Source organism: Gillisia marina (assembly GCF_000258765.1).
Classification (GTDB): Bacteria; Bacteroidota; Bacteroidia; order Flavobacteriales; family Flavobacteriaceae; genus Gillisia; species Gillisia marina.
Map to the genome: position 1 here is coordinate 50,535 of NZ_AJLT01000010.1, position 26,439 is coordinate 76,973.

The following is a 26,439-nucleotide window of genomic DNA, read 5'->3' on the forward strand; positions in this document are numbered from 1 at the left end:
AAAATTAGTTAGTGTGAAATTATAAATTCTTTAATGCTAATTTTATTATAGTTTCTACGGTAGGGTCTTCTGTAGCACCTTTCATAATGCGATCTACCACCTTTTCGGCAGATTTTCTCGCAAAACCTAAAGTTTCTAATGCAGATAACGCTTCTTCCTTGTTTGTATTGCTCTGAGAAACGAAAATCTCCCCTTCTCCAAAGACTTTTAAAACTTTATCCTTTAAATCCAAAATCACTCGCTGCGAAGTTTTTGCGCCAATACCTTTAATACTTTGGATTGTCGCCACATTACCAGATGCAATAGCATCCATGATTTGTTTAGGGTCTAAAGAAGACAACATGGTACGTGCAATACTGGCGCCAATACCGGAAACAGAGATTAGCAACCTAAACAGTTCCCTCTCAGATTTCTCCATAAATCCAAATAGGGTATGGGAGTCTTCTTTAACTTGTAAATGTGTATAGAGACTTATCGCCTCTGAGGAATTTTTGAGTAATGCAAATGTGTGCAAAGAAATATGTAAAAAATATCCTACGCCATTGCAATCTATTACAACATACGTAGGATTTTTTTCTATTAACTGCCCCTTGAGGTGGTGGATCATGCTATTAAAAAAATGTTAATATTCAAATGTACTAAAATAATACAGAGCTCCAAGTCTTAAAAAGACTTGAAAACACAGCTATTTTGCCGTTTTTGCTCTTTTTTCTTTTTCTTGAGCATCAACCACCGCTACAGCTGCCATATTTACTATTTCTTCTACACTAGCTCCTAATTGTAAAATATGAACCGGCTTTCTCATTCCCATCATAATAGGACCAATTGAGTCGGCATTATTCATTTCTTTCAGAAGTTTATAAGTACCATTAGCCGACTCTAAATTAGGGTATATCAAGGTATTCACCTTTTTTCCTACCAATTTAGAGAATGGAAATTTACTTTGAAGCATTTCCTTATTCAGGGCGAAATCTGTTTGTATTTCTCCATCTATAATAAGTTCGGGATGAGATCTATGTAGAATGGAAACCGCCTCTTTTACCTTTCGAGCTCTTTCATTTTTGGAAGATCCAAAATTGGCATAAGAGATCATAGCTACCACCGGCTCCATTCCAAATAATTTTACAGTCCGCGCTGTCATCATCGCAATCTTAGCAAGGTCTTTTGCTGAAGGATCTATGTTAATAGAAGTATCACTAATAAAAAGTGGCCCTCTTGAAGTATTCATTAAATTGGTTGCAGCAATCCTATCTACGCCTTTCGCCATTCCAATTAATTCCAACATTGGCTTTACAACCGAAGGATACGCTCTAGAATATCCGGATAAAAGAGCATCTGCATCTCCTTCATTCACCATCATCGCCGCAAAATAGTTGCGCTCGCGCATTAAATTATTTGCATCATATTTAGTTACTCCACTTCTATAGCGAGTCTTCCAATACACATCGGCATAGCGTTCTCTACGAACTTTTTCCTCGTCGGATTTTGGGTCTATAATGGAAACTAACTCCTCATCAAAATCTATTTCATTCATCAACTCCAAAATCACTTCTTTTCTTCCCAAAAGTATTGGAATAGCAATTCCTTCTTCTTGAGTGATCTGTGCCGCCTTCAAAACATCTAACTGATCTGCTTCGGCAAAAACCACTCTTTTAGGATCTGTTTTTGCGCGATTCATCAAGAGACGAGAAACTTTATTATCGTTCCCCATTCTATTCAGCAGCTCTTCTTCATAACGCTCCCAATCTAAAATCGGGCTTTTCGCCACGCCACTTTCCATAGCAGCTTGCGCTACTGCTGGAGGAACCTTAGCGATTAATCTAGGATCGAAAGGTTTTGGAATAATATATTCAGGCCCAAAATTCAATTTAGTCTCGCCATAGGCGATATTCACTTGCTCAGGCACCGGTTCTTTGGCTAAATCGGCTAAAGCCTTCACTGCTGCCATTTTCATGGCTTCGTTAATTTTTGTTGCTCTAACATCCAAGGCCCCTCTAAATATGAAAGGAAAACCAAGCACGTTATTCACCTGATTAGGATGATCGCTTCTTCCTGTTGCCATAATTAGATCTTTTCTTGCTGAAACGGCAAGATTATATTCGATCTCCGGGTCCGGATTAGCCATTGCAAAAACTATTGGCCGCTTGGCCATACTTTTCAACATCTCAGGTGATACAATATTAGCGATAGAAAGACCCACAAATACATCGGCATCTTTCATCGCTTCTTTAAGGGTGTCTATTTTTCTTTTAGTAGCAAATTCAAGCTTCTCCACAGTTAGGTTAGGTCTATCTGCACGAATAACTCCTTTGCTATCCAACATTATAATGTTCTCTGCTTTTACACCGAAAGCTTTGTACAATTTAGTACATGAAACTGCTGCTGCTCCAGCTCCACTTATTACTATTTTAACCTTTTCAATTTTCTTTTTTGCTATTTCTAAAGAATTAAGCAATGCTGCTGCCGAGATAATAGCAGTTCCATGCTGATCGTCGTGCATTACGGGAATATCCAATTCCTCTTTCAATCTGCGTTCAATTTCAAAAGCTTCCGGAGCCTTAATATCTTCCAGATTAATCCCTCCAAAAGTAGGAGCGATATTTTTTACTGTTTGAATAAAAGCTTCTACATCTTTGGTATCCACTTCTATATCGAACACATCGATATCTGCAAAAATCTTAAATAATAAGCCTTTTCCTTCCATCACCGGTTTTGAAGCTTCCGGGCCAATGTCACCAAGCCCTAGCACTGCAGTTCCATTGGAGATCACAGCTACAAGATTTCCCTTAGATGTGTATTTATAGGCATTCTCTTTATTTTTTTCTATCTCTAAACAAGGGATGGCCACACCCGGAGAATATGCCAAAGAAAGATCTCTCTGGGTTGCATATTTCTTTGTTGGTACAACTTCTATTTTACCAGGTTTTGGTTTGGCGTGATATACCAAAGCTTCTCTCCTTTTACTATCCTTACTCATAATCTTAATTTTTGGCGGAACTACAAATGTAACAAGCTAATGTTGCTTGAAGAAAATTATTTTAACTTAAAAAATAATTTCATATATATAAAGGTCAACCAATGATATCCTCATATATTGTAAAAAAAAAATAGACTATGAAAGTATTTCTGATATATATAATTCTTACACCTTTTTGTTTACTAAATACAAATGCTCAACCTAAAATTTATACATCATTAGAAGTGGATGATCTCCCTGTAATTGAAAATTGCCAAGAAGAAAATCCAAATTGTTTCCAAGAATCTCTTAAAATTTACATACAGCAAAACATTAATATTAAAAGCCTTACTAAATACGCTTCTGCTAAAGCTTATGCCCAGTTTGTAGTAATGGAATCAGGAGAGATAAAAGACATAAAAATAAGAACTACAAATCAAGATCTGAAAAAGGAGGCATATAAATTATTGAATAAGCTAGATGTTAAATCCCCAGCTATGCTAAATGGTGCTCCCGTTAGAATGATCTACACTACTCCAATAAGCTTTAGTAGCATGAGTATAAATACAGGGACTTATAACCCTAAAAATGACCTTACAAACAACCCGAGGCCAAGTCTCGCATCGGAAGATGCAGCTATACTTCCTTTATATAATGAATGTAAATCTAGTAGCACTGATACTTGTTTTGAGGATATTACTACTAAACGAATCTTAAGCTTTCTAAATTTTTCTAAAAAAAATGAAAATGGAATTAGAAAACATTATGGAACTAAAAATTTATTTTGAAATTCAAATAAATGGTCAGTTTACTAATGCGATGGTGGTTTGCGGAAGCAATAAGATCATGAAAGAGCTTCCTGCTTTTATAAATAACATGAAGGTTTCAGAAGCGGCTAAAGACACAAACAATAATTATGTATCCACTTTTTTTTCGAAAACTATAACCTTATAAAACCTACTCTTTCAAAAAATCAATATTTCGTTTTAAACCCTCAAATTTCGTGCGTTTTACTGCTGATTTTTTAAAGATCTCATTAAAAGTTTCTTTGGTAAGCTCTTCCCAGTCTTTTCTAGAATTATTTAATAGCTGCGGATTCGGATCGAATAACGGCTCATTATGAGATTTTGAAAATTTATTCCACGGGCACACATCCTGGCACACATCACAGCCAAACATCCAATCGTCGAACTGATTCTTATAGGAGTTTGGTAACTCATTTTTTAATTCTATCGTGAAGTAAGAAATGCATTTACTACCATCTACTTTATAAGGCTCTACAATGGCTTGCGTTGGGCAAGCATCTATGCAGGCGGTACAACTTCCACAATGATCCGTTACCGGCATATCATATTCCAATTCCAGATCTATAATAAGTTCTGCGATGAAATAAAAGGAACCCACTTGCTTGGTTAAAAGGTTTGAATGTTTCCCTATCCATCCCAATCCGCTTTTCGCTGCCCATGCTTTATCTAAAACAGGTGCAGAATCTACAAAAGCTCTTCCCTCCACTTCTCCTATTTCCTGCTGAATAAATTGAAGTAACTGCTTTAGCTTCTCTTTGATCACAAAGTGATAGTCTGCACCGTATGCATATTTACTGATTTTATAAGAATCGTCTCGCTGAAATTCTGAAGGATAATAATTAAGCAAGAGAGAAATGACGCTTTTGGAGCCGTCTACTAATTTTGTTGGATCGAGCCGCTTATCGAAATGATTCTCCATATAGCTCATTTCCCCGTGCATATTCTGGTTCAGCCAATTTTCTAGTCTTGGTGCTTCGGCTTCTAAAAATTCAGCTTTGGAAATTCCGCAAGACATAAAGCCGAGGCGTTTGGCTTCAGATTTTATCTGATCAGAATATTTTGCTTTGGGCAACATGAATGCTATCTCTTTTGAAACCTTAAAATAGCATTTTTTGGCTTCAAAGTAATTAAAGGAAGGATTTCTATTGGAGTTGTCTTTGGAGAGATTTTATATTTTTCCACCAATTCTGCAATTGCGATCATCATTTCGAACATTGCAAAGTTATTGCCAATACATTTTCTTGGTCCTGCCCCAAAAGGAGCATAAAATGGAGTGTGCAAATAAGGATCTGTTTCAGAAAAACGTTCCGGATCGAATTTTTCAGGATCTTTCCAATGCGATTTATGTTTATGGATCTCATGAAAAGAAAACAATAAATTAGAGCCTTTGGGGATTTTCATACCTTCAAATTCATCATCCTCTTTATTAATTCGGTCTATAAAATAGGCAGGCGGATACAAACGCATAGTTTCTTCGATCATCTTTTTTGTATAGCTGCAGGATTGAATAAATTCCATTAAAGAATTGGTTTCCTGCTTTGCTTTAACAACCTCCTGAAAAATCTTTTCTTGAGACTCCGGGTTTCTTGCTAATAATTCGGCTGAAAATGTAAGTGCATTCGATGTTGTTTCGTGACCGGCGGTAAACAGAATTAAGATCTCATCTATCAACTGCTCTTCATCCATTTCATTTCCATCCTCATATCGCGCATCGAGGAGCATATCCAAGAGATCGTCCTCTCTTTTTCCACTATCTTTTCTTTCCTTCACCAATTTTTTAAGAATGTCTCTGGCTTCATCGGTAAGATCTGTATGCTTTTTAATTTCCCCTCCATACTTAAACCATAGGCTTAAAAAGGGTTGCCGAAGCTCTCTAACCAACATTTTTTGAGCAGCTTCGGTAATATATTGCAGTCTTGCGATGTCCTTATCTCCAACTGCACTGCTGAACAAAGATTTTACAACCGTTTGAAAAGCCAGATCATTAAAAATTGGAAATATATCTACCTCCTTATCTGTTTCAATTTTATTGAGTTCAGTAAGAATTGCCTTGTGAATACTCTCTAATAATAAGGTAAGTTGTTTTTTATGAAATGCCGGCTGAATTAATTTTCGTTGTTTTTTCCAATGTCCCCCTTCTGCAGTTAATAAGCCACGACCAACATATTTAGCCAGATCTTTGGTTTGGATAGGTGATTTAGCGTAGTTCTTCTGATTTTTTTGAAGTACATATTCTGCCAGATAGGCATCTCTCGAAAAGATAACAGACTTCCCGGGACCAATAATCAAACGAAAAGTATCTCCCTTTTCTTCAAAATTCTTATGGTGAAATGGCAATGGATTTTTAAGAATATTCCGGGCATGCCCCAAAAATTTTAAAAATGAAACTTGGGGAATATTCTTATTACTCATATTATATTATTCTAGAAAATAATTCAATTATGGACTTTACACGAAAACCATCATATATTTACACCGCCTTCTTTTCTTCATGCTGAACTTGTTTCAGCATCCCAGTAAGCCCGGTGATGTCCCTGAAACCATCCAGAAAGCCTTCGGGACAGGGTGACAAGATGATTAAATATTATTTCATACCATTTAGCCTTCAACTGCGCTCAGACTGACAATTGAATTAAATTTTAAAAAAGCCCACCTTGGGAAGCGCCTTTAATCCTTCCTAAATGTTTGTAAGCTGCTTCAGTTACTTCCCGACCTCTTGGAGTTCTAAAAATAAAACCTTGCTGAATCAAAAAAGGCTCATACACTTCTTCAATAGTTTCAGCATTTTCGCTTACAGCGGTCGCCAAGGTGGAAATTCCAACAGGTCCGCCCTTAAATTTATCTATAATGGTGGTCAAGATCTTGTTATCCATTTCATCTAACCCATGAGCATCCACATTCAAGGCTTTCAAACTATATTTAGCCATCTCTATGTCTATCTTACCATTCCCTTTAATCTGAGCAAAATCCCGTACTCTACGTAAAAGAGCATTTGCTATCCTAGGTGTTCCCCTACTTCTCCCGGCAATTTCAATTGCAGCATCCAATGATATTGGTACATTTAAAATATCTGCACTTCGTTGGAGGATAGTAGACAATAATTCTGTGGTGTAATATTGAAGTCGGCTGGAAATTCCAAATCTCGCTCTCATTGGCGAAGTAAGCAAACCGGAACGCGTGGTGGCTCCAATTAGGGTAAACGGATTCAGGTTAATCTGAACGGTACGGGCATTTGGGCCCGTTTCTATCATGATATCTATCTTATAATCTTCCATTGCAGAATACAAATATTCCTCTACAATCGGGCTCAATCTATGGATCTCATCTATAAAAAGCACATCTCGTTCTTCCAGATTTGTTAGCAATCCCGCTAGATCTCCGGGTTTATCTATAACCGGCCCTGAGGTGACCTTGATTCCAACTTGCAACTCATTAGCCAGAATATGTGCCAAGGTGGTCTTACCAAGTCCCGGAGGGCCATGAAACAATGTATGATCTAATGCTTCCCCACGTTGGTTCGCAGCTTCAACAAAGATCTTAAGATTTTCCAATACCTGATCCTGACCTGCAAAATCGTCGAAACTGAGAGGGCGTAAGGCTCTGTCTATATCTAATTCTTCTGAAGAAAAATTCTCACCGGTTGGGTCTAGATGCTCGTTCATGAGATATACTAAATTCTAATGTTGATAGTTTCAGCCAAGCTGATGCAAACAAAGATAAAAGAAAAAAGCCTCTTCATATGAAAAGGCTTTTTATTTAATATTGTTAGGTCTTGCTTAATGATTCATTTCTTCTTCGCCTTCTTGAAGTGGAACGTGCTGCGGAACAAAATCTTGTCCCGGAATTGGGTATTCCCCATTTTCATTCACTTTGCTATAATCATAAGGCCATCTGTATACTGAAGGAATTTCACCATACCAGTTTCCGTGGATATGTTCTACCGGAGCAGTCCATTCTAAAGTAGTTGCATTCCAAGGATTCATTGGAGCTTTCTTTCCGAAGAAAATAGAGCTAAAGAAGTTCCATAAGAATACTAATTGTACACCCGCAGTAATGATAGCAAATACTGTAATAACTACATTCACATCTGCTAGATCATCAAAATATGGAAACGCTGTGTTCGTATAATATCTTCTTGGTAATCCTGCCATCCCGATAAAGTGCATTGGGAAGAACACTCCATAAGCTCCAATTGCAGTTACCCAGAAGTGAACAAAACCAAGGTTCTTATTCATCATTCTTCCAAACATCTTAGGGAACCAGTGGTAAACCCCGGCTAACAATCCGTAAAGTGCAGAGATCCCCATTACTAAGTGGAAGTGAGCAATTACAAAATATGTATCGTGAACGTTAATATCTAAGGTACTATCTCCTAAAATAATTCCTGTTAAACCACCAGTAATAAAGGTAGAAACGAAACCGATAGAAAATAACATCGCAGGATTCATTTGTAGATTCCCTTTCCAGAGCGTTGTGATCCAGTTAAATGCTTTTACTGCAGATGGAATTGCAATTAACAAAGTTGTAAAAGTAAACACAGACCCTAGGAATGGATTCATCCCTGAGATAAACATGTGGTGACCCCAAACAATAGTAGATAAAAATGCAATTGCCAAAATAGAAGCAATCATCGCTCTGTATCCAAAAATTGGTTTACGAGAGTTTGTTGCCATAATTTCTGAAACCAGACCCATTGCAGGTAAGATTACAATATATACTTCCGGGTGTCCTAAGAACCAGAATAAGTGCTCGAATAATACGGGTGATCCACCTTGATGGGCTAATACTTCCCCTTGAATAAAAATATCACTTAAAAAGAATGAAGTTCCAAAACTTCTATCCATGATAAGTAAAAGCGCAGCAGAAAGTAAAACCGGGAAAGAAACCACCCCGATAATGGCTGTTACAAAGAATGCCCAAATTGTTAAAGGCAATCTCGTCATAGACATTCCAACAGTTCTAAGATTGATTACAGTTACTATATAATTCAAAGATCCCATTAAGGAAGATGCAATAAATATTGCCATAGATGATAACCAAAGTGTCATACCCATTCCTGATCCACCAATTGCTTGTGGCAAGGCACTTAAAGGAGGATAAATTGTCCATCCTGCAGATGCCGGTCCTGCTTCAACAAATAAAGAACTCAACATTACTACACTGGATAAAAAGAATAACCAGTAAGAGATCATGTTCAAAAATCCAGATGCCATATCTCGTGCACCAATTTGCAATGGAATTAAGAGGTTACTAAAGGTACCACTCAAGCCTGCGGTAAGTACAAAAAATACCATGATCGTACCGTGAATGGTAACTAATGCCAAATAAATTTCAGGTGTCATAACTCCGTCCGGAGCCCATTTTCCAAGCAATGCTTCGAAAATCCAAAAGGATTCTTCTGGCCAAGCCAATTGCATTCTAAATAGAACCGACATAGCGATTCCAACGATTCCCATTAATAGACCCGTAATAAGATATTGCTTAGCAATCATCTTATGATCTGTACTAAAAATGTATTTTGTTATAAAGGTTTGCTCATGATGATGGTCATGTCCATGGTCATCATGTGCGTGAGCTACCGTTGCGTGTCCTACTGCTGACATATCTCTTAATCTTTACTTTTAATTGTTCTTGTTTTCTACTACTGCCACTTCTGCATCTTCCTCTGTTTCCATTGGAGCTTCTTCTAACTCTACAGGAACATCCTGCTTTGTTTTTTGCTGTGCTGCCATGGTTTCACCAAAGGTTTGTTGTTCTTTCATCCAAGCGTTATAATCTTCTTCGCTTTCAACAACTATCTTCATTTGCATGTTATAGTGACCTTGACCACATATTTTATTACATAGCAAGTAATATTCAAATTCATATGAATCTAAAGGCACTTCTCCAGATGCCGCTAATTCTTTAGATTTTTCTTTTCTAATTGCATTAATTCTTGCAACTTTTTCCACCATATATTCAGTTTCTCTAATCTCTTCTGAAGTGATTGTTGGAGTGAAACCAAATTGAGTGATCATTCCGGGAACAACGTTCATTTGAGCTCTAAAGTGTGGGAAATATGCAGAGTGCAATACATCCTGAGATCTAAATTTAAACAATACCGGTCTTCCAACTGGTAAATGCAATTCATTTATAATAACATCATCGTCACCATAAGAATCACTTTCATCTACTCCAAGTTGATTTACACCTTGAATAAAACGAACGTTGGCTTTTCCAAGTGTATTATCTTCACCCGAATAACGAGCTCTCCAGTCAAACTGATATGCATAGATTTCGATAACTAGAGGATCTTCTTCTTCGTTGATATTCATAATATCAGACCACGTGAATAATCCGTAGATAATTAATCCAGATAATACTATTACAGGAATAATTGTCCAGATAAATTCAAGCTTATCATTATCCGCAAAGAACAATGCTTTCTTGCCTTTTTCGCCTCGATACTTATATGCAAACCAGTGCAGCAATCCTTGAGTGATTACTTGCACAAACATAATAAGTGCGATAGAGATAAACATTAAAGTATCTACTTCACTACCATGTTCAGACGAAGCTTCCGGCAAATAAAACTTGCTATAGTGCCAGAAACAGTAAATAGAAATAACATATAGAAAGATCACAAACATGAGCATTAAATACCCATTTATTTTATTGTCTCTTTCATTTGCAACTTGTGAAGAATCTGTAAGACTGCCACGAGATAAGTCAAATATCTTGGACATTTGCCATACAGTTACGGCAAAAAGTGCTATTACAATGATTACTAAAAATACAGTCATTTTTTTATTTCTTCTTTAAACAATCTTTTATTAATAATGAAAATGCTTGCTCTCCTTAATAAACGGATTTCGTTTTGGTAATAAAGGAGCTTTTGTTAGGCCACTAAACACTACGAATACGAACAATCCTGCAAACAGCAATAAAGCACTTATTTCAGGTATTCCTATAAACCATGACTCTCCAACTGTAGCCGGCATGATCATTACAAAAATATCCATATAATGGCCACAAAGGATAATAATTCCGGCCATAATTACAAACAAATTAATACGCTTGTAATCACTATTCATAAGTAACAATACCGGGAACACAAAGTTCATTACTACCATTCCGAAGAACGGTAAGGTATAGTCATCTATTCTTGTAATAAAGTATGTTACCTCTTCCGGGATATTCGAATACCAGATCAACATAAACTGAGAGAACCAAAGGTATGTCCAGAAGATACTGAAACCGAACATGAACTTAGCTAGATCATGAATATGAGAATCGTTTACATATTCTAAGAACCCTCTAGATTTAAGGTAAATAGTAACTAATGCAATTACAGTAACTGCAGAAACAATCATACTTGCAAACACGTACCATCCAAATAATGTACTAAACCAGTGCGGATCTACACTCATAATCCAGTCCCAAGACATCATAGATTCTGAAACTAGGAAGAACACTAAAAATCCTGCCGCTAGTTTAAAGTTTGTTTTGTGTAGTCTATCGTCTGTAGCTTCATCCAATCTCAAAGAATTTCTTCTTAATAGATATCTGAAGATGTTCCATCCAGCGATGTAGATAGCCGCTCTTATTAATAAAAATGGCACATTTAAGTAAGCTGTTTTATTCTGAATGATTTCATCATGAGCTACAACCTCTGGGTCCATCCAAATGAATAAATGATTGAAATGAAAGCCAGATAGCGCAAGAAGAACAAACATAATAATACTTCCCGGTAATAAGTAAGCTGTAATTCCTTCCATTACTCTAAAAAGTACCGGAGACCATCCTGCCTGAGCAGCTTGTTGAATTGCATAAAATGCCATTGTTCCAAGAGCGATCATAAAAAAGAAGAATGCAGCAATATATACCGCAGCCCAAGGTTTGTTCTGCAATTGGTGTAATAAGTGTTCGTAATGCTCATTATCGTGACCTGCTTCATCTCCATGAGTTGTTTCTCCATGAGCTTCTTCACCTTCGTGATCTTCAGCTATTATATGCTCATCTTCGGAATGCTCAGGGTTTGCTAAATGAACATCATTTTCTACAACTGCAACCTCTTCGGAACCATGGTGCGCATCTGCAGCCATCATTTCCTTTACATCTTCTATAGTATCTGGGGCAGCGATAAAGGCATAAACAAGGCCTATAGCTCCTACAATCATAAAAATGATTGCAGTTAATTTTAATCTACTTGATAGCGTGTACATATTAATATATCTAAGTGCAGTTATTTTTAGTTTGTACTTTCTTGGTCTAATTCCGTATTTGCTTCAGCTCCTAAAATAGTAGCATCGGCATTTACAGCAGGAACTAAATTCTTCTTAACGGTAGCTGTATCGCTTTGCATTGCTCTTTCCGGCTTACCTTCTAAAGTTCCCTTCAATTTCATTACATAGTGATCTATTTGCCAACGCTCCTCGATTGTTGTTTGAGATGCATAAGAACCCATAGAGTTTAACCCGTAATACATTACATGGTAAACACTACCTTCTGTAATTGCTCTTCCAGCATCATCGTAACTTGGTACTCCTAATATTTTTTCACGCTCTACCAAGATTCCTTTTCCATCTCCTTGATCTCCGTGACATACTGCACAATAAATAGTATACAATTGTTGCCCTGCAGCAATATTTTTTTCAGAATAAGGCAACGGATTTGTTAATTGCGCTTTAGACTGCTCGTAACCTTCGTTTGTGTTTTCGAAACCATAAGGTGTCCATCCTCTTGGAATAGTTCCTTCTACTGGCAATTTAGCTTCCTGCCCATTGGAAAATACATCGTATTCCCCATAGGTCTCATAAGGAACCGGCTCGTACATGTCCGGGAAATATTGATAGTTTGGCTTATCCTTATTAAAACAAGCAGTAGCAGTAACTACAACTAAGAATAAAACTATTGATTTATGAAATAAACTTTTCATTCTGTCTAATTAATTTTCAATTAATTTAATTTCAAGAGCTCCAGTATCGTATAAGAACTTAGAAAGGTCTTCTACACTATGGTTCGCTGCATCAATTTCCATCAAGAAATGATCATCTGTAGTTCTTACATCCGGATTTTCAGCAGCTTTAAAAGGCCATAATTTACTTCTCATATAAAAAGTAATCACCATAAGGTGAGCCGCAAAAAACACTGTTAATTCAAATATAATAGGCACGAAGGCAGGTAGATTCTGCAAAAAGCTGAAACTTGGTTTTCCACCAATATCCTGTGGCCAATCTGAGATCATTATAAAATTCATCATTAGGATTGCAACAGACATTCCCACTAATCCGTACAAGAAAGAAGCTATTGCCAAACGAGTTGGCTCTAGTCCCATTGCTTTGTCCAGACCGTGAACAGGAAATGGTGAATAAATCTCTGCGATGTGGTACCGGGCGTCACGAACTTGCTTTACTGCTTGTAGCAATAAATCATCATCGGTATAAATAGCGTGTATTACTTTTGATGCCATCCTAATTAGTTATTATTAAGTTTAATTGCCTGAGCAATCCAATCTTCTCTCATAGTTTCCGTAGGGAAATTTTCGATAAGCTCATTCAACAATTCAAAATCTTTAGATTCCAACCTGCTTACCTGAGCGAATGTATAAATTCCTACTTGATGCAAACGTTGTTGTAATAATGGTCCAGCAGCTTTTAACTTGGTAAGATCGCTTGCAGTTTGAGTTGCAGGATCATAAACTCCAATTTTAGAAAGCATTTGATCTAGTCTATCTTTCTGAACTTCAGAAGTCGTTAATGCATCTGCATTTACAGTCTCTTCATGCTGATGAGTATTAGTATCATCATTCATTTTATTATGCAATCCGTGAGCTTCATTTGCAGCAGGTTCTGCCATAAATGCTGTGTTACGGTGATCTGCATGATCTCCATGCTCTGCACGCAATTTCTTATACATTGCTCCAGAAGATTTCAAAATTGTTTTTACCTCTGCTTGTGCAATCACCGGGAAAGAACGCGCATATAATAAGAACAATACAAAGAAGAATCCAATGGTTCCAATAAAGATCCCGATATCTACAAACGTAGGTGAGAACATCGTCCATGAAGATGGTAAGTAATCACGGTGCAAAGAGGTCACGATAATTACAAAACGTTCGAACCACATCCCGATGTTTACTACGATAGAGATGAAGAAAGAGAACATAATACTTCTTCTTAATTTAGGGAACCACATAAATTGTGGAGAGAAAACGTTACACGTCATCATCGCCCAGTAAGCCCACCAATAAGGTCCGGTTGCTCTGTTAAGGAATGCATATTGTTCGTATTCTACTCCAGAGTACCAAGCAACAAATAATTCGGTTATATACGCACACCCAACGATAGAACCTGTAATCATGATTACAATGTTCATCAATTCGATATGCTGGATAGTAATATAGTCTTCAAGATTAGACACTTTTCTCATAATGATCAAAAGTGTGTTTACCATCGCGAATCCAGAGAATACCGCCCCAGCAACAAAATATGGAGGGAAAATGGTAGTATGCCATCCAGGAATTACCGAAGTAGCAAAGTCAAATGATACAATGGTATGTACAGAAAGTACTAATGGAGTTGCCAAACCTGCAAGTACCAAAGATACTTCTTCAAAACGTTGCCAATCCTTTGCACGTCCACTCCATCCAAAAGATAGAATTCCGTAGATTTTTTTATTGAAAGGAGTAATTGCTCTATCTCTAATCATTGCAAAATCCGGAAGTAAACCTGTCCACCAGAATACAAGAGATACCGATAAATACGTAGAAATAGCAAATACATCCCAAAGTAATGGAGAGTTAAAGTTCACCCATAACGAACCAAACTGATTTGGAATTGGCAATACCCAATAAGCTAACCATGGACGACCCATGTGGATAATTGGGAATAATCCCGCCTGCATTACAGAGAAAATCGTCATTGCTTCTGCAGAACGGTTAATCGCCATTCTCCATTTTTGACGGAATAATAATAGTACAGCAGAAATAAGTGTTCCTGCGTGACCGATACCTACCCACCAAACAAAGTTGGTAATATCCCAAGCCCAACCAACGGTCTTGTTTAATCCCCAAGTTCCAATTCCGGTAGAAATGGTATAAATTATACAACCTAATCCCCAAAGAAAAGCGATTAGCGAGATAGAAAAAACTATCCACCAGTGCTTATTTGCCCGACCTTCAACCGGTGCAGCCACATCTATGGTTACATCGTGATAGCTCTTTTCTCCGGTAACTAAAGGCTTTCTAATAGGTGCTTCGTAATGAGACATATCCTTTTATAATTGATTCTTTACTAATATTAATTTTTAAGCTTCTGAAGTATTTCTAACCTTCGTTTGATACATCACATTTGGCTTAGTTCCTACATATTCCAATAAGTGGTACATTCTCTTATCCTCCACTCTATCATGAATCTTAGCATCTTTATCATTCACATCTCCAAAGACCATAGCGCCTTTATCACATGCTGCAGAACAAGCTGTGTGGAATTCTCCATCTTCAATTACTCGTCCATCACGCTTAGCATCAAGAATTGTTTTTTGTGTTTTTTGAATACACATAGAACATTTCTCCATAACTCCTCTAGAACGAACTGTAACATCTGGATTCAATACCATTCTTCCAAGATCGTTGTTCATATGGTAATCGAACTCATCGTTTTTCGCGTAATTAAACCAGTTAAAACGACGTACTTTATAAGGACAGTTGTTAGCACAATATCTTGTACCTACACATCTGTTATAAATCATTTGGTTCTGACCTTGACGACCGTGAGAAGTTGCCGCAACCGGACAAACAGTTTCACATGGCGCATGGTTACAGTGCTGACACATTACCGGTTGGAAAACCACTTGAGGATTATCTGCCGGCAATTCCATTTCAGTTAACTGAGATAAAGAATCTCCTAAGCCTGAAATATCATCTTTTTTTATCGATGTCTCCAGCGAAGCTTTCTTCAGAAGAATAATATCTATCTATACGCAACCAGTGCATATCTCTAGATTTTCTAATCTCCTGCTTACCAACAACCGGAACGTTGTTTTCAGAATGACATGCGATAACACAAGCTCCACATCCAGTACATGCATTTAAATCTATAGAAAGATTAAAATGATGTCCTACTTCTCTATCAAAACTCTCCCAAAGATCCACTTCCGGAGAAGTAACCGCAGTCTCAATATGATTTAAAGAAACTTCCGGAGTTTTGTTATATGCGTTCTTGTCTTTGGTATTGAAGATCTCCAAGGTAGTTTCCTTGATGATATCTCCACGACCCATAAGTGTGTTCTGTAACTGAACACTTGCAAACTCATGAACTCCAGCAGCTTTCTCAATATTTACGTATTGAATAGAACTGAAGTCTTTATATAAAGGGTAAGCATTTACACCTACCTGCATTTCTTCTTGAATTCCTTCTTTCTTCCCATAACCAAGCGCAAGACCTACAGATCCTTTTGCCTGTCCAGGCTGAATAAGTACAGGAACATTCTTTAACTCTACATCATCCATTTTAATGTTAACATAGCTACCATTTAAGGCACCGTTTGCAACATTCTCATTCATAAGCTCAAGCGCATCTGCATCGTCACGAGAAATGGTTAAATAGTTATCCCAAGAAGATCTTGTAAGAGGGTCTGGCATTTCCTGCAACCATGGGTTGTTAGCTTGCTGCCCATCTCCCATAGATATTTTAGTATAAAGGCTTAACTGAAAACCTTTACCTTCTGAAGCTGTACTTAAATTACGTGCAGCAGTACTTGTATTGATTGTACTCCCAACAAAGTCTGAAGTAGAAGTTGCAACTGAAACAGGAGCAGTTCCTTCAAAAACACCATCATGCAATGCGGTGTTCCAAGCATCTGTTCCTAAAAAGCTCCAAGTTTCCTTGATATACTCATAGTAAGATTTATCAGATCCGTTCCATTTCAATAAACAATCCTGAAACTGTCTAGTATCAAACAAAGGTCTGATAGTAGGTTGCATCAAGCTGAAATTATTTTTTGTGAATTGAACATCTCCCCAGCTCTCTAAATAATGAGGCGTAGCAGCAATGAACTTACACAATTTAGCCGTTTCATCTTCTTTCATAGAGAAAGCAACAGAAACTTCAATATCTTTTAATGCTTTTGCAAATTCTTTTGAATTTGGTAAACTGTACGCTGGATTCACCCCTGCAATTAAAATCGCACCGATGCTTCCATTCTGCATATCCTCCACCAATTTAGCAACCGCAGTAGCATTCCCTTGGCGAGTCATTTTTGGATTAGCACTGTCCATCACTTGGCTACCTAAAGCCTCATTAATAGCCAACACTAAAGCCTGAGCATCTGCATCTGGAAGTCCAGAAACAACAACCCCTTTACTACCTGCTTTTCTTAATTGTGAAGCTGCCTTTACAACAGCGTCATCTAATTTACCGGGAAGGTCACCACTAGTGGAAGCTCCGGAAATATATCCATATAAGGCCGCTAAAACTGCACGTTGTTGTGCCGGAGTAACTGGAATACGTTTATCTGCATTTGCTCCAGATAAAGTCATATTAGATTCAAACTGAATATGACGAGACATTTTTCCGTTTTCAGGAATTCTTGTCTTAGCATATCCGGCATCGTAACCACCACCTTGCCAATCTGCTAAGAAATCTGCACCAACAGAAACAATAGTTCCAGCTTTAGAAAAATCGTAGTTTGCTAGTGCTCTGGTTCCGTATTTAGATTGAAAAGCAGTTAATGCAGCATCTTCAGAAACAGCATCGTATACAACGTGACGCACATTTCCGAATTTACCTGAAAATTCATTTATTAATTTTGAAGTAGAAGGACTTGCAAAAGTTTGAGTTAGAAGAACAACTTCTCCAGTCACACCTTCCAATGCATCTCCAACTTGCTTGTCGAAATCTTCCCAAGACACATTCTGGCCATTAGCCATTGGTCTTTTTACTCTTTTACTATCATATAAAGAAAGTACAGAAGCATTCACTCTCGCGTTTGCACCAGCTCTTCCAGCAGATAGTGTATTGTTATCAATTTTAATTGGACGTCCCTCGCGAGTTTTTACCAGCACGCTAGAGAAATCAAATCCATCTGCAATGGTAGTTGCATAATAGTTTGCTATTCCAGGTACAATTCTTTCTGGCTGCACTAAATAAGGAATGGATTTAATAACCGGACCTTCACAAGCCGCTAAAGAAGCCGCTGCCGTACTAAAACCAACATATTTAAGAAAATCACGACGGGTTGTAGAAGAACTACTTAAAGAATCCTTATCACCTAAGAATTCATCGGTAGGAATTTCTTCTGCAAACTCTTTTTGTTGGAGCGTCTCAACAATAGAGCTATTTTCATTTAGCTCTTCAACACTTTTCCAGTATTTCTTGTTTGATGACATATATATCTAGATATTACTTCTTAATTAATTACCCGATTGCTCAGGCCTGACTTTTTTTATTAATAGTGGCATTTACCACATTCCAAACCACCTAACTGAGCAGCAGTCAATTCCTCTACTCCATATTTCTTAGATAATTCTTCGTGAATCTTTTCGTAATATTCATTACCGGCCATTTTCACGTTAGTTTCTCGGTGACAGTTAATACACCATCCCATAGTTAATGGAGCATCTTGATAAACAACTTCCATCTCCTGAATTGGACCGTGACATTTCTGACATTCTATTCCCGCAACTGAAACGTGTTGAGAGTGATTGAAATATGCGAAATCTGGCAAGTTGTGAATTCTAACCCATTTAACCGGTTTGGTCTCACCTGTGTAGGCCTGCTCTGCAGGATCCCATCCGGTTGCCTCGTATAATTTTTTGATCTCTTTATCGTAGAATTCTTTTGAATACTCCTCTGTAGCAGTAGATTCAGCAACTTCTCCAATAGACTTATGACAGTTCATACAAACATTTAGAGAAGGAATCCCTGAATGTTTTGAAGTTCTAGCTGAAGAATGACAATATTTACATTCTATCTGGTTGTCTCCTGCGTGAATTCTATGCGAATAATGAATTGGTTGTATTGGCTGATATCCTTGATCTACCCCAACTTGCATAAAGAAGCCATAAACCATATATCCACTTGCAAGCAATACGATAATTGCAGTTACCAATACTAAAAATTGATTTTCAACAAATGATTTATATAAAGGCTTTCTATTCTCTTTCACAGGAAGCTCTACTCCGCTTGCCGTAGCAAAATTTCTCAACGTCTTGTTCACCAAGAACAATACGATTAGAAGCATCACTAACACAAATGCCAATATCATTAAAATAACATTGTTTGAAACTCCTCCGCCTGAACCACCATCTGCAGTTCCTCCATTAGCTGTTGCAGCAACTGGAGTTGGCTTTGGCTGCTCTACATATGCAAGAATATCTCCAATCTCAGCCTCGGTTAATTGAGGAAAAGCCGGCATAGCCGTTTTATTGTACTCTTCATAAATAGCAACTGCCTGTGCATCGCCAGAAGCAATCATTTCAGCTGAATTCTGAATCCACGAATCTATCCAAGTTCTAGAATGTCTATCTGACACTCCGTTAAGAGCCGGCCCGATAGATTTAGAATAAGGTTTGTGACATGCAGCACACAACGAGTTGAATAATGCTTTACCATTTGCAACGTCTCCCGAGCCAGGCTCTGCAGCCTGAGCCTCTGAAGCTTGCCCTGCATCAGCCGGATCTTGACCTTCCTGAGCAAAATTTAAATTGGTAAATGAAAGCAGAAAAACCACTGAAAGCAGTAGTAATCTGGAAGTTGAATGGCGGAATTTCACCTTTTTCATATTGTAAGTTGAATTAACGTCTTATGTTTGGCACGGTATTTTATAACTATTATTTATTAATAACAACAATAAAACACTAGTATCGCACCCCTAAAATTCAGGCACAAAAGTAACACTTAAAGTCGATTTGGGAAATGTTGCAGAAGTGTTAACACGTAATTTATAATAGTTCTAAATAATAAATTCGCACCTCAATCAGTTATTTAATTTTACTTTTACACCAAACCTTTTTATAATGAGAATATTAAAAATTAAAGATTGTTTTTTTATAGGAATTTTCCTCTTTGGAATTCAACAAATTAGCGTGGCGCAAACCGGAAAAGTGAACATTCAGCAGGATGCAAATATCCCTAATTTGCTAGAAATGAAAGCAGCGATGACCAAAGAAGGGAAGCTCGGTGAGCGTTACAAGATCCAGCTGTATTACGGTGATAATAATGCTGCCAGCGATGTGATTAAAAAATTTAGATCTCAATATTCCGAATGGCCTTCACAAATTATTTACGAAACCCCAAACTACAAAGTGTGGGTTGGAAACTTTAGAAACCGTCTGGAAGCAGATCGTGCACTTATGAAGATCAAGGGAGACTTCCCCGCGGCATTTATACCAAAACCACAAAGAGGATAACAATCTAATTTGTGTAGAATATCGATAGTAAAGCCTCATTGAAATATGGGGCTTTTTAAATTTAAGAGATTCAGCATTTAGTTTAGAAATACATTTTAAAGCTATTGCATTGCATTAAATCCTTCGACATCTAGGTTACAATCGGAACATGATGATATTGTGACGGTATCGTCAGGCTGAGCACGTCGAAGCCTCTTAAAATTTAGAAGTTCCCATCGCAAATACAGGAATTAGTTAAGATCCTGAAATGAATTGAGGATGACATTTATCATTGCGGTAAATGGAGGAGTCTTAGTGATTATTATAACAGAGATTCTTCATTGCAATGCTCTTCATTCAGAATGACATTTAGAAACCCTGGGAAATGTAAATTAATTATAGTGCTATTCCAGCCTTTTTCATTCCGACGCAGGAGAAATCTCTTTTCAGCTTAATGAGATTTTGTACTGCGCTACTCTTGGTTCAAAATGACTTTAGTTAGCTTTAGTATTTAAGAAAAAGAAAAAAGCTGTACGAAATTAATCCAGACAGCTTTTTTAAAAATTATAAAAATTGCTTTTTACTTCTTCATTTTCTTCTTCACAGCAATCTCTCTATATCCTTCAATGATATCGCCTTCTTTAATATCGTTGTAGTTTTTTAATCTGCATACCACAATCGTATCCTTTAGCAACTTCTTTTACATCATCTTTAAATCGTTTCAGTGCAATTAGCTCACCTGTGTAAACCACAACTCCATCACGAATCAATCTAATACCTTCGTTTCTGTAGATCTTACCAGCTGTTACCATACAACCTGCAATTGTCCCGACTTTAGATATTTTAAACAATTCTCTAATCTCTGCAGTACCAGTGATTTCTTCTTTCATCTCTGGAGATAACATTCCCTCCATAGCATCTCTAAGATCATTGATCGCATCGTAGATAATTGAGTATGTTCTGATATCGATTTCTTCCTTATCTGCAATTTGTCTCGCATTTCCTGCAGGACGCACATTAAATCCGATGATCACCGCATCTGAAGCCGAAGCTAATAACACATCACTCTCTGTAATTGGACCAACTCCTTTATGTATAATACTTACTTGAATTTCTTCAGTAGATAATTTCTGGAAACTATCTGTTAATGCCTCAACAGAACCATCCACATCCCCTTTCAAGATAATATTAATCTCTTTAAATTCACCAAGCGCAATACGTCTTCCAATTTCATCCAGCGTAATATGACGTTGCGTTCTAACAGATTGCTCTCTTTGCAATTGAGTACGTTTAGCTGCAATATCTTTAGCTTCACGCTCATCTAGCATTACTCTAAATTTATCACCTGCCTGTGGCGCTCCATCCAATCCTAAGATTGAAACCGGAGTTGAAGGACCAGCCAGTTCTACATCTTTCCCTCTTTCATCTTGCATTGCTTTAATCTTACCACTATTGCGGCCAGCCAACACATAATCTCCAACTTTAAGACCACCTTCTTGAACTAAAATAGTAGAGACATACCCTCTTCCTTTATCCAAGAACGCTTCCACAACCGTACCTTTTGCCGGTTTATTTGGATTTGCAGTTAACTCTAAAATTTCTGCTTCTAGCAATACTTTTTCAAGCAACTCTTTAACACCATTTCCTGTTTTTGCAGAAATATCGTGCGATTGTATTTTTCCACCCCAATCTTCTACAAGAAGATTCATAGCAGCTAATTTCTCTTTTATCTTTTCTGGATTCGCCGTTGGCAAATCAGATTTATTGATTGCAAAAACAATAGGAACTCCGGCTGCTTGCGCATGCGATATAGCTTCCTTTGTTTGAGGCATCACATCATCATCTGCTGCAATTACAATAATTGCAATATCTGTTACCTGCGCACCCCTTGCACGCATCGCGGTAAAGGCCTCGTGACCAGGAGTATCCAAAAATGCTATTTTTTGACCTCCACTTAATTCTACCCCGTATGCACCAATATGTTGTGTAATTCCACCGCTTTCACCTGCAATTACATTTTCTTCACGTATATAATCCAGTAAAGATGTTTTCCCGTGATCTACGTGTCCCATCACCGTAACAATTGGCGCTCTTGGCTCAAGATCCTCAGGATTATCTTTCTCCTCTTCTGCCGCCACTTCAATATCTGCGGAAACAAACTCAACTTCATAATCAAATTCACTCGCAACAATAGACAAAGTTTCAGCATCTAATCGCTGATTCATCGTTACCATCATTCCAAGAGACATACAAGCAGAGATAATCTTAGTTACCGGCACATCCATCATCGTAGCAACTTCACTTACAGTAACAAACTCTGTTACTTTTAAGATCTTATTGTCTAATTCCTGTTGTGCAGCATCATCTTCTGTACGTTGACGGTGCTGATCACGTTTACCTCTTCTATATTTAGCTCCTTTTCCTTTGCTAGATTTTCCTTGAAGTTTTTCTAAGGTCTCTCTAACTTGCTTTTGAACTTCTTCTTCACTAGGCTCTTCCTTAACTATGGCAGGTCTCGCCGGTCTTTTTCCACCAGATCGGGACTTGCTGAATGTTCCAGCAGGTTGTGCCGTTCCAGGCTTTACATCTTTACTAATTCTACGACGACGCTTTTTATTCTTGTCGTCTGCAGCTTTTTTATCATCCTTCTTTTTAACCGGTTTTTTGAACTTAGAAAGATCAATTTTTTCTCCAGTAAAATTTGGGCCGCTTAACTTAGCATAATTTGTTTTAAGAGTCTCATTTTCTGGATCTTTTGCAGCTTCCGCTTCTCCACCAACTTTTGCAGGTGCAGCTTCACTACCAATTTTCCCTGAAACCGCTTTCTCTTCAGTCTTTTCTGCTTCAGCTTTTGGAGCTTCAGCTTTCGGAGATTCGGTTTCCTTTTTAGTTTCTTCTTTCCTAGAAGTCTTAGCATCCGCCTTAGGTGTTTCAACCACCGGCTTATCAGTTTCTGTAGCCTTAGGCTTCTCAACCTCCTCTTTCACAGGAGCTTCTTTAGCTTTTTCAGCCTTAGGAGCTTCAGCTTCCTGAGTTTTAGCTTCAGTTTTTTCAACCTCCGGCTTTTTCTCTTCAGCCTTCTTGTCGTCACCAGATTTTTTATCCAAGTCTATTTTACCAACTTGCTTAGGTCCTTCTAATTTAGCTCTGGCACTTATAACTTCTTGCTTTTTAACCTCATCCTTCCTCTTGTCATCTAACTCCTTCTCACGAGCTAAACGCAATTCCTCCTTCTCCTTGCGCTTCTCTTCCCCAACTTCTTTGGACTGTACCTTCTTGCTCTTATCTGTCTGAAATTGATCAGCTAAGACTTGGTAGATACCCTCAGAAATTTTGGTGGTAGGACGTGCCTCTATTTCGTGTCCTTTGGAATTTAAAAATTCCACAGCACGATCTAGCGAAATATTGAATTCACGTAGTACCTTGTTTAGTCGCATTGTTTTTGCTTCAGCCATAAATTGCCTCTAATTTAACCTCTTATTTTATTATTATCAATTTAAAAAAATTGACATTTATTCAAATTCATTTCTTAAAACTTGTATCACTTGAAGCACAGTCTCTTCTTCAAGATCTGTTCTTCTTACAAGATCATTCACATCTTGTTCCAAAATACTCTTCGCCGTATCTAAACCGATTTTCGCAAATTCTGCGATCACCCAATCTTCGATCTCATCAGAGAATTCTTTAAGCTCTACATCTTCTTCTCCACCGTCTCTAAACACATCAATCTCATAACCTGTAAGTTGACCCGCAAGCCTAATGTTGTGACCTCCACGACCAATCGCTTTAGAAACTTCTTCCGGTTTAAGTATCACTTCTGCATGTTTTGTCTCATCGTTTAATTTGATAGAAACAATTTTAGCAGGACTTAAAGCCCTTGTTATAAATAGTTGATCGTTATTGGTGTAATTAATAACATCTATATTTTCGTTGCCCAATTCACGCACAATACTGTGGATTCTTGAACCTTTCATCCCCACACATGCTCCTACAGGATCTATTCTATCATCGTAAGAATCTACAGCAACTTTTGCTTTTTCACCAGGAATACGAACTACTTTTTTAACAGTAATTAAACCATCAAAAACTTCAGGAATTTCCTGTTCGAATAATTTCTCCAGGAAAACCGGGGCAGTTCGCGACATGATAATTTGTGGCTTACTCCCTTTTAATTCTACACTCTCAATAATTCCACGAACGTTCTCTCCTTTTCTGAAAAAATCTGAAGGGATTTGACGATCTTTTGGAAGGATGATCTCGTTTCCTTCATCATCCAACAATATAATTGCTCTATGACGAATATGGTGAACTTCTGCAGTATAAATCTCACCTTCAAGTTCTTTAAACTGCTTGTAAATATTTGTATTGTCATGTTCATGAATCTTAGCAATCAAGTTTTGACGCAATGCCAAAATAGATCTTCTTCCAAGGTCCATTAATTTTACTTCTTCAGATACATCTTCACCTACTTCAAAATCGGGCTCAATTCTTCGAGCTTCAGCTAAAGATATTTCTTGATTTGGGTCTTCTACTTCTCCATCTGCCACTACAACACGGTTTCTCCAAATCTCCAAATCCCCTTTATCGGGATTTACAATGATATCAAAGTTATCATCTTCCCCATATTTTTTCTTTAAAGCACTTCTGAAAACATCTTCCAAAATTGCCATTAAAGTTACTCGATCTATCAGCTTATCATCTTTAAATTCTGAAAAAGACTCTATTAAAGCGATATTTTCCATATCAAATTATTATTAAAATGTTATCACAACTTTAGCTTCCAAAATGTCTTGAAATGCTATTGTAGCTTCTTTATCTACGGTCACTTTTCCTTTACCTATAGGTTTTGGCTCTCTTGCTTGCCAAGCTATAGTAATATCATCTTCTGAAACCTGCTGTAATTTTCCTTCAAATTTATTAGAATTTGTTTGGACAGCCAGTGTTCTTCCAATATTTTTTTTTGTACTGTCGAGGAAATTTCAAAGGCGCAGCAGCACCCGCAGAAGCAACTTCCAATGAAAAATCTATTTCATCTTCGTCTAACTCTCCTTCGACCTTCCTGCTTACCGCCACACAATCACTTACCGTAACACCGTTATCCCCATCTATCACAACAGTAATGTGATTTTGATCGGAAATATTTAAGGCTATTAAAAATAAGGAATTATTTTCTTGAAAGGCTTCTTCCAGTAAATTTTCTACTCGTTCCTGCAACATAATGCTTATAAAAAGAGGGGACTTTTCGTCCCCTCGCTGTATTTATTTTCGTTTCAACGCTGCAAATATAATAAAAATTATTGAAGAATTGAAACTGCTTTTAAAATGAAATTTTATTCGTAATTTTAATAATACAATCATTCTTAAAGCTTTACCATGAAAAGAATCCTAGTTCCAACAGACTTTTCTGCTCAAGCGGAAAACGCTCTAAGAGTTGCTGCAAAATTGGCCAATCGATTTGATGGTGAAGTATATCTTTTACATATGCTAGAATTACCGCTGCAATTGGTGGATCCCGTTGGCGGAACCGGCTCACAAAATTTACCGGAGGCACTTTTTTTCATGAAACTAGCCAAGAAAAAATTTAAAAAGTTAATTGACAAACCCTATTTGCAAGGAATTAAAGTTCATGATATTGTAGAGTTTCATCAAGCCTTCGATGGGATTATGGAGGTAAGCAAGGAACATAATTGTGATCTTATTGTTATGGGTTCCCATGGCGCTAGCGGACTTAAAGAAGTATTTATTGGTTCTAACACAGAAAAAGTGGTTCGAAATTCCAACATCCCCGTATTGGTAATTAAAAATGATCACGAAGAATTTGATATTAACAGTTTTGTGTTTGCAACAGACTGCAATCTAGAACATAAACACACTTTAAATAAAGCCATCCAATTTGCCAATAAAATAAATGCACATTTACATTTAGTATATATAAATACTGCAAACAATTTTAAAACAACCTCGGAGGCTACTCAATCTCTCAAAGATTTTGTAAAAGGGGAAGATTTAAACCATCACAGCCTAAATGTATTTAATGATGTTACTGTAGAAAAAGGCGTATTAAATTTCGCTGAAAGCATTAATGCCGGATTAATTGGTATTAGTACGCATGGCAGAAAAGGCTTGGCACATTTCTTTAATGGCAGCATAAGTGAAGATTTAGTAAATCATGCCAACCGCCCGGTTGTTACATTTAAAATTTAAAGAAAGCTCTTTAAAGCACCATTACGAATGCACAACCAAAGGTAATTCCAAAACGACTTTGTTTTATCTCTTGTAGCTGATACATTTTTTTGATCCATTTTTTT

The 26,439-nt window shown here is 37.3% G+C and carries 18 protein-coding genes and 2 pseudogenes; 4 read left to right on the forward strand and 16 right to left on the reverse strand.

Features of this window, described 5'->3' with window-relative positions:
* Positions 1–19: 19 nt before the first annotated feature.
* A complete protein-coding gene (ruvA, locus tag ON07_RS03015) occupies positions 20–607 on the reverse strand; it encodes a Holliday junction branch migration protein RuvA (protein ID WP_010228094.1) in 588 nt (195 codons plus the stop codon).
* A 78-nt stretch (positions 608–685) separates the two neighbouring features.
* Positions 686–2,977: an NADP-dependent malic enzyme gene (locus ON07_RS03020; RefSeq protein ID WP_010228096.1), complete on the reverse strand. Its 2,292-nt coding sequence runs from the start codon at positions 2,975–2,977 to the stop codon at positions 686–688.
* 137 nt (positions 2,978–3,114) lie between these two features.
* Here ON07_RS03020 and ON07_RS03025 point away from each other — a divergent pair, with 137 nt between their 5' ends.
* Both ON07_RS03025 and ON07_RS03030 read left to right on the forward strand, forming a co-directional pair.
* A complete protein-coding gene (locus ON07_RS03025) occupies positions 3,115–3,744 on the forward strand; it encodes an energy transducer TonB (RefSeq protein WP_010228098.1) in 630 nt (209 codons plus the stop codon).
* Positions 3,704–3,910, forward strand: a complete 207-nt coding sequence (locus ON07_RS03030) for a hypothetical protein (protein ID WP_010228100.1) — start codon at positions 3,704–3,706, stop codon at positions 3,908–3,910. Before ON07_RS03025 ends, ON07_RS03030 begins: the two co-directional genes overlap by 41 nt.
* A 3-nt stretch (positions 3,911–3,913) precedes the next feature.
* On the opposite strand, the gene queG is transcribed toward ON07_RS03030, so the two are convergent.
* From queG to ON07_RS03085, 11 genes and pseudogenes are all read right to left on the reverse strand, one after another.
* Positions 3,914–4,837: a tRNA epoxyqueuosine(34) reductase QueG gene (gene queG, locus ON07_RS03035; protein ID WP_010228102.1), complete on the reverse strand. Its 924-nt coding sequence runs from the start codon at positions 4,835–4,837 to the stop codon at positions 3,914–3,916.
* 5 nt (positions 4,838–4,842) lie between these two features.
* Positions 4,843–6,174 (reverse strand): cytochrome P450, encoded by a 1,332-nt coding sequence (locus ON07_RS03040; protein ID WP_010228104.1) that lies wholly within the window; start codon positions 6,172–6,174, stop codon positions 4,843–4,845.
* A gap of 227 nt (positions 6,175–6,401) precedes the next feature.
* Positions 6,402–7,424, reverse strand: a complete 1,023-nt coding sequence (gene ruvB / locus ON07_RS03045) for a Holliday junction branch migration DNA helicase RuvB (protein WP_010228106.1) — start codon at positions 7,422–7,424, stop codon at positions 6,402–6,404.
* 114 nt (positions 7,425–7,538) lie between these two features.
* On the reverse strand, positions 7,539–9,365 hold the full coding sequence (locus tag ON07_RS03050) for a cytochrome c oxidase subunit I (protein ID WP_010228108.1): 1,827 nt from the start codon (positions 9,363–9,365) through the stop codon (positions 7,539–7,541).
* A gap of 18 nt (positions 9,366–9,383) precedes the next feature.
* Positions 9,384–10,544, reverse strand: a complete 1,161-nt coding sequence (locus ON07_RS03055) for a cytochrome c oxidase subunit II (RefSeq protein ID WP_010228110.1) — start codon at positions 10,542–10,544, stop codon at positions 9,384–9,386.
* A gap of 30 nt (positions 10,545–10,574) precedes the next feature.
* A complete protein-coding gene (locus ON07_RS03060) occupies positions 10,575–11,966 on the reverse strand; it encodes a hypothetical protein (RefSeq protein WP_010228113.1) in 1,392 nt (463 codons plus the stop codon).
* Between the two features lie 26 nt (positions 11,967–11,992).
* Positions 11,993–12,679 (reverse strand): c-type cytochrome, encoded by a 687-nt coding sequence (locus ON07_RS03065; RefSeq protein ID WP_010228115.1) that lies wholly within the window; start codon positions 12,677–12,679, stop codon positions 11,993–11,995.
* 9 nt (positions 12,680–12,688) lie between these two features.
* Positions 12,689–13,213, reverse strand: a complete 525-nt coding sequence (locus ON07_RS03070) for a DUF3341 domain-containing protein (RefSeq protein WP_010228117.1) — start codon at positions 13,211–13,213, stop codon at positions 12,689–12,691.
* A 5-nt stretch (positions 13,214–13,218) separates the two neighbouring features.
* Positions 13,219–15,012, reverse strand: coding sequence for an NrfD/PsrC family molybdoenzyme membrane anchor subunit (nrfD, locus tag ON07_RS03075; protein WP_010228119.1), 1,794 nt, complete (start codon positions 15,010–15,012; stop codon positions 13,219–13,221).
* A 36-nt stretch (positions 15,013–15,048) separates the two neighbouring features.
* A pseudogene (locus ON07_RS14340) lies at positions 15,049–18,130 on the reverse strand (TAT-variant-translocated molybdopterin oxidoreductase).
* 59 nt (positions 18,131–18,189) lie between these two features.
* Positions 18,190–19,524 carry a c-type cytochrome gene (locus ON07_RS03085; protein ID WP_010228121.1) on the reverse strand — a complete coding sequence of 445 codons (1,335 nt, stop codon included), beginning with the start codon at positions 19,522–19,524 and terminating at the stop codon, positions 18,190–18,192.
* Between the two features lie 235 nt (positions 19,525–19,759).
* Between ON07_RS03085 and ON07_RS03090 the strand changes: the two genes are divergently transcribed.
* Positions 19,760–20,152 (forward strand): SPOR domain-containing protein, encoded by a 393-nt coding sequence (locus ON07_RS03090; RefSeq protein WP_010228123.1) that lies wholly within the window; start codon positions 19,760–19,762, stop codon positions 20,150–20,152.
* Positions 20,153–20,772: 620 nt separating this feature from the next.
* On the opposite strand, the gene infB is transcribed toward ON07_RS03090, so the two are convergent.
* From infB to rimP, 3 genes and pseudogenes are all read right to left on the reverse strand, one after another.
* A complete protein-coding gene (infB, locus tag ON07_RS14345) occupies positions 20,773–23,586 on the reverse strand; it encodes a translation initiation factor IF-2 (protein WP_010228125.1) in 2,814 nt (937 codons plus the stop codon).
* A 57-nt stretch (positions 23,587–23,643) separates the two neighbouring features.
* Positions 23,644–24,873 carry a transcription termination factor NusA gene (gene nusA / locus ON07_RS03100; protein ID WP_010228126.1) on the reverse strand — a complete coding sequence of 410 codons (1,230 nt, stop codon included), beginning with the start codon at positions 24,871–24,873 and terminating at the stop codon, positions 23,644–23,646.
* Positions 24,874–24,885: 12 nt separating this feature from the next.
* Positions 24,886–25,348: pseudogene (gene rimP / locus ON07_RS14350) on the reverse strand (ribosome assembly cofactor RimP).
* Between the two features lie 156 nt (positions 25,349–25,504).
* Here rimP and ON07_RS03110 point away from each other — a divergent pair.
* The gene (locus ON07_RS03110) at positions 25,505–26,335 is read left to right on the forward strand and encodes a universal stress protein (protein ID WP_010228131.1); all 831 of its coding nucleotides are present in this window, start codon (positions 25,505–25,507) and stop codon (positions 26,333–26,335) included.
* Positions 26,336–26,439 lie beyond the last annotated feature (104 nt).

Bases quoted from the DNA above. Each gene is read 5' to 3' on its own strand.
- ON07_RS03060 (WP_010228113.1), bottom strand. From the start codon at position 11,966: ATGTACACGCTATCAAGTAGATTAAAATTAACTGCAATCATTTTTATG.
- queG (WP_010228102.1), bottom strand. From the start codon at position 4,837: ATGTTGCCCAAAGCAAAATATTCTGATCAGATAAAATCTGAAGCCAAA.
- ON07_RS03065 (WP_010228115.1), bottom strand. From the start codon at position 12,679: ATGAAAAGTTTATTTCATAAATCAATAGTTTTATTCTTAGTTGTAGTT.
- ruvB (WP_010228106.1), bottom strand. From the start codon at position 7,424: ATGAACGAGCATCTAGACCCAACCGGTGAGAATTTTTCTTCAGAAGAA.
- ON07_RS03090 (WP_010228123.1), top strand. From the start codon at position 19,760: ATGAGAATATTAAAAATTAAAGATTGTTTTTTTATAGGAATTTTCCTC.
- nrfD (WP_010228119.1), bottom strand. From the start codon at position 15,012: ATGTCTCATTACGAAGCACCTATTAGAAAGCCTTTAGTTACCGGAGAA.
- ON07_RS03070 (WP_010228117.1), bottom strand. From the start codon at position 13,213: ATGGCATCAAAAGTAATACACGCTATTTATACCGATGATGATTTATTG.
- ON07_RS03050 (WP_010228108.1), bottom strand. From the start codon at position 9,365: ATGTCAGCAGTAGGACACGCAACGGTAGCTCACGCACATGATGACCAT.
- ON07_RS03025 (WP_010228098.1), top strand. From the start codon at position 3,115: ATGAAAGTATTTCTGATATATATAATTCTTACACCTTTTTGTTTACTA.
- ruvA (WP_010228094.1), bottom strand. From the start codon at position 607: ATGATCCACCACCTCAAGGGGCAGTTAATAGAAAAAAATCCTACGTAT.
- ON07_RS03040 (WP_010228104.1), bottom strand. From the start codon at position 6,174: ATGAGTAATAAGAATATTCCCCAAGTTTCATTTTTAAAATTTTTGGGG.
- infB (WP_010228125.1), bottom strand. From the start codon at position 23,586: ATGGCTGAAGCAAAAACAATGCGACTAAACAAGGTACTACGTGAATTC.
- ON07_RS03055 (WP_010228110.1), bottom strand. From the start codon at position 10,544: ATGACTGTATTTTTAGTAATCATTGTAATAGCACTTTTTGCCGTAACT.
- ON07_RS03110 (WP_010228131.1), top strand. From the start codon at position 25,505: ATGAAAAGAATCCTAGTTCCAACAGACTTTTCTGCTCAAGCGGAAAAC.
- ON07_RS03085 (WP_010228121.1), bottom strand. From the start codon at position 19,524: ATGAAAAAGGTGAAATTCCGCCATTCAACTTCCAGATTACTACTGCTT.
- ON07_RS03020 (WP_010228096.1), bottom strand. From the start codon at position 2,977: ATGAGTAAGGATAGTAAAAGGAGAGAAGCTTTGGTATATCACGCCAAA.
- nusA (WP_010228126.1), bottom strand. From the start codon at position 24,873: ATGGAAAATATCGCTTTAATAGAGTCTTTTTCAGAATTTAAAGATGAT.
- ON07_RS03030 (WP_010228100.1), top strand. From the start codon at position 3,704: ATGGAATTAGAAAACATTATGGAACTAAAAATTTATTTTGAAATTCAA.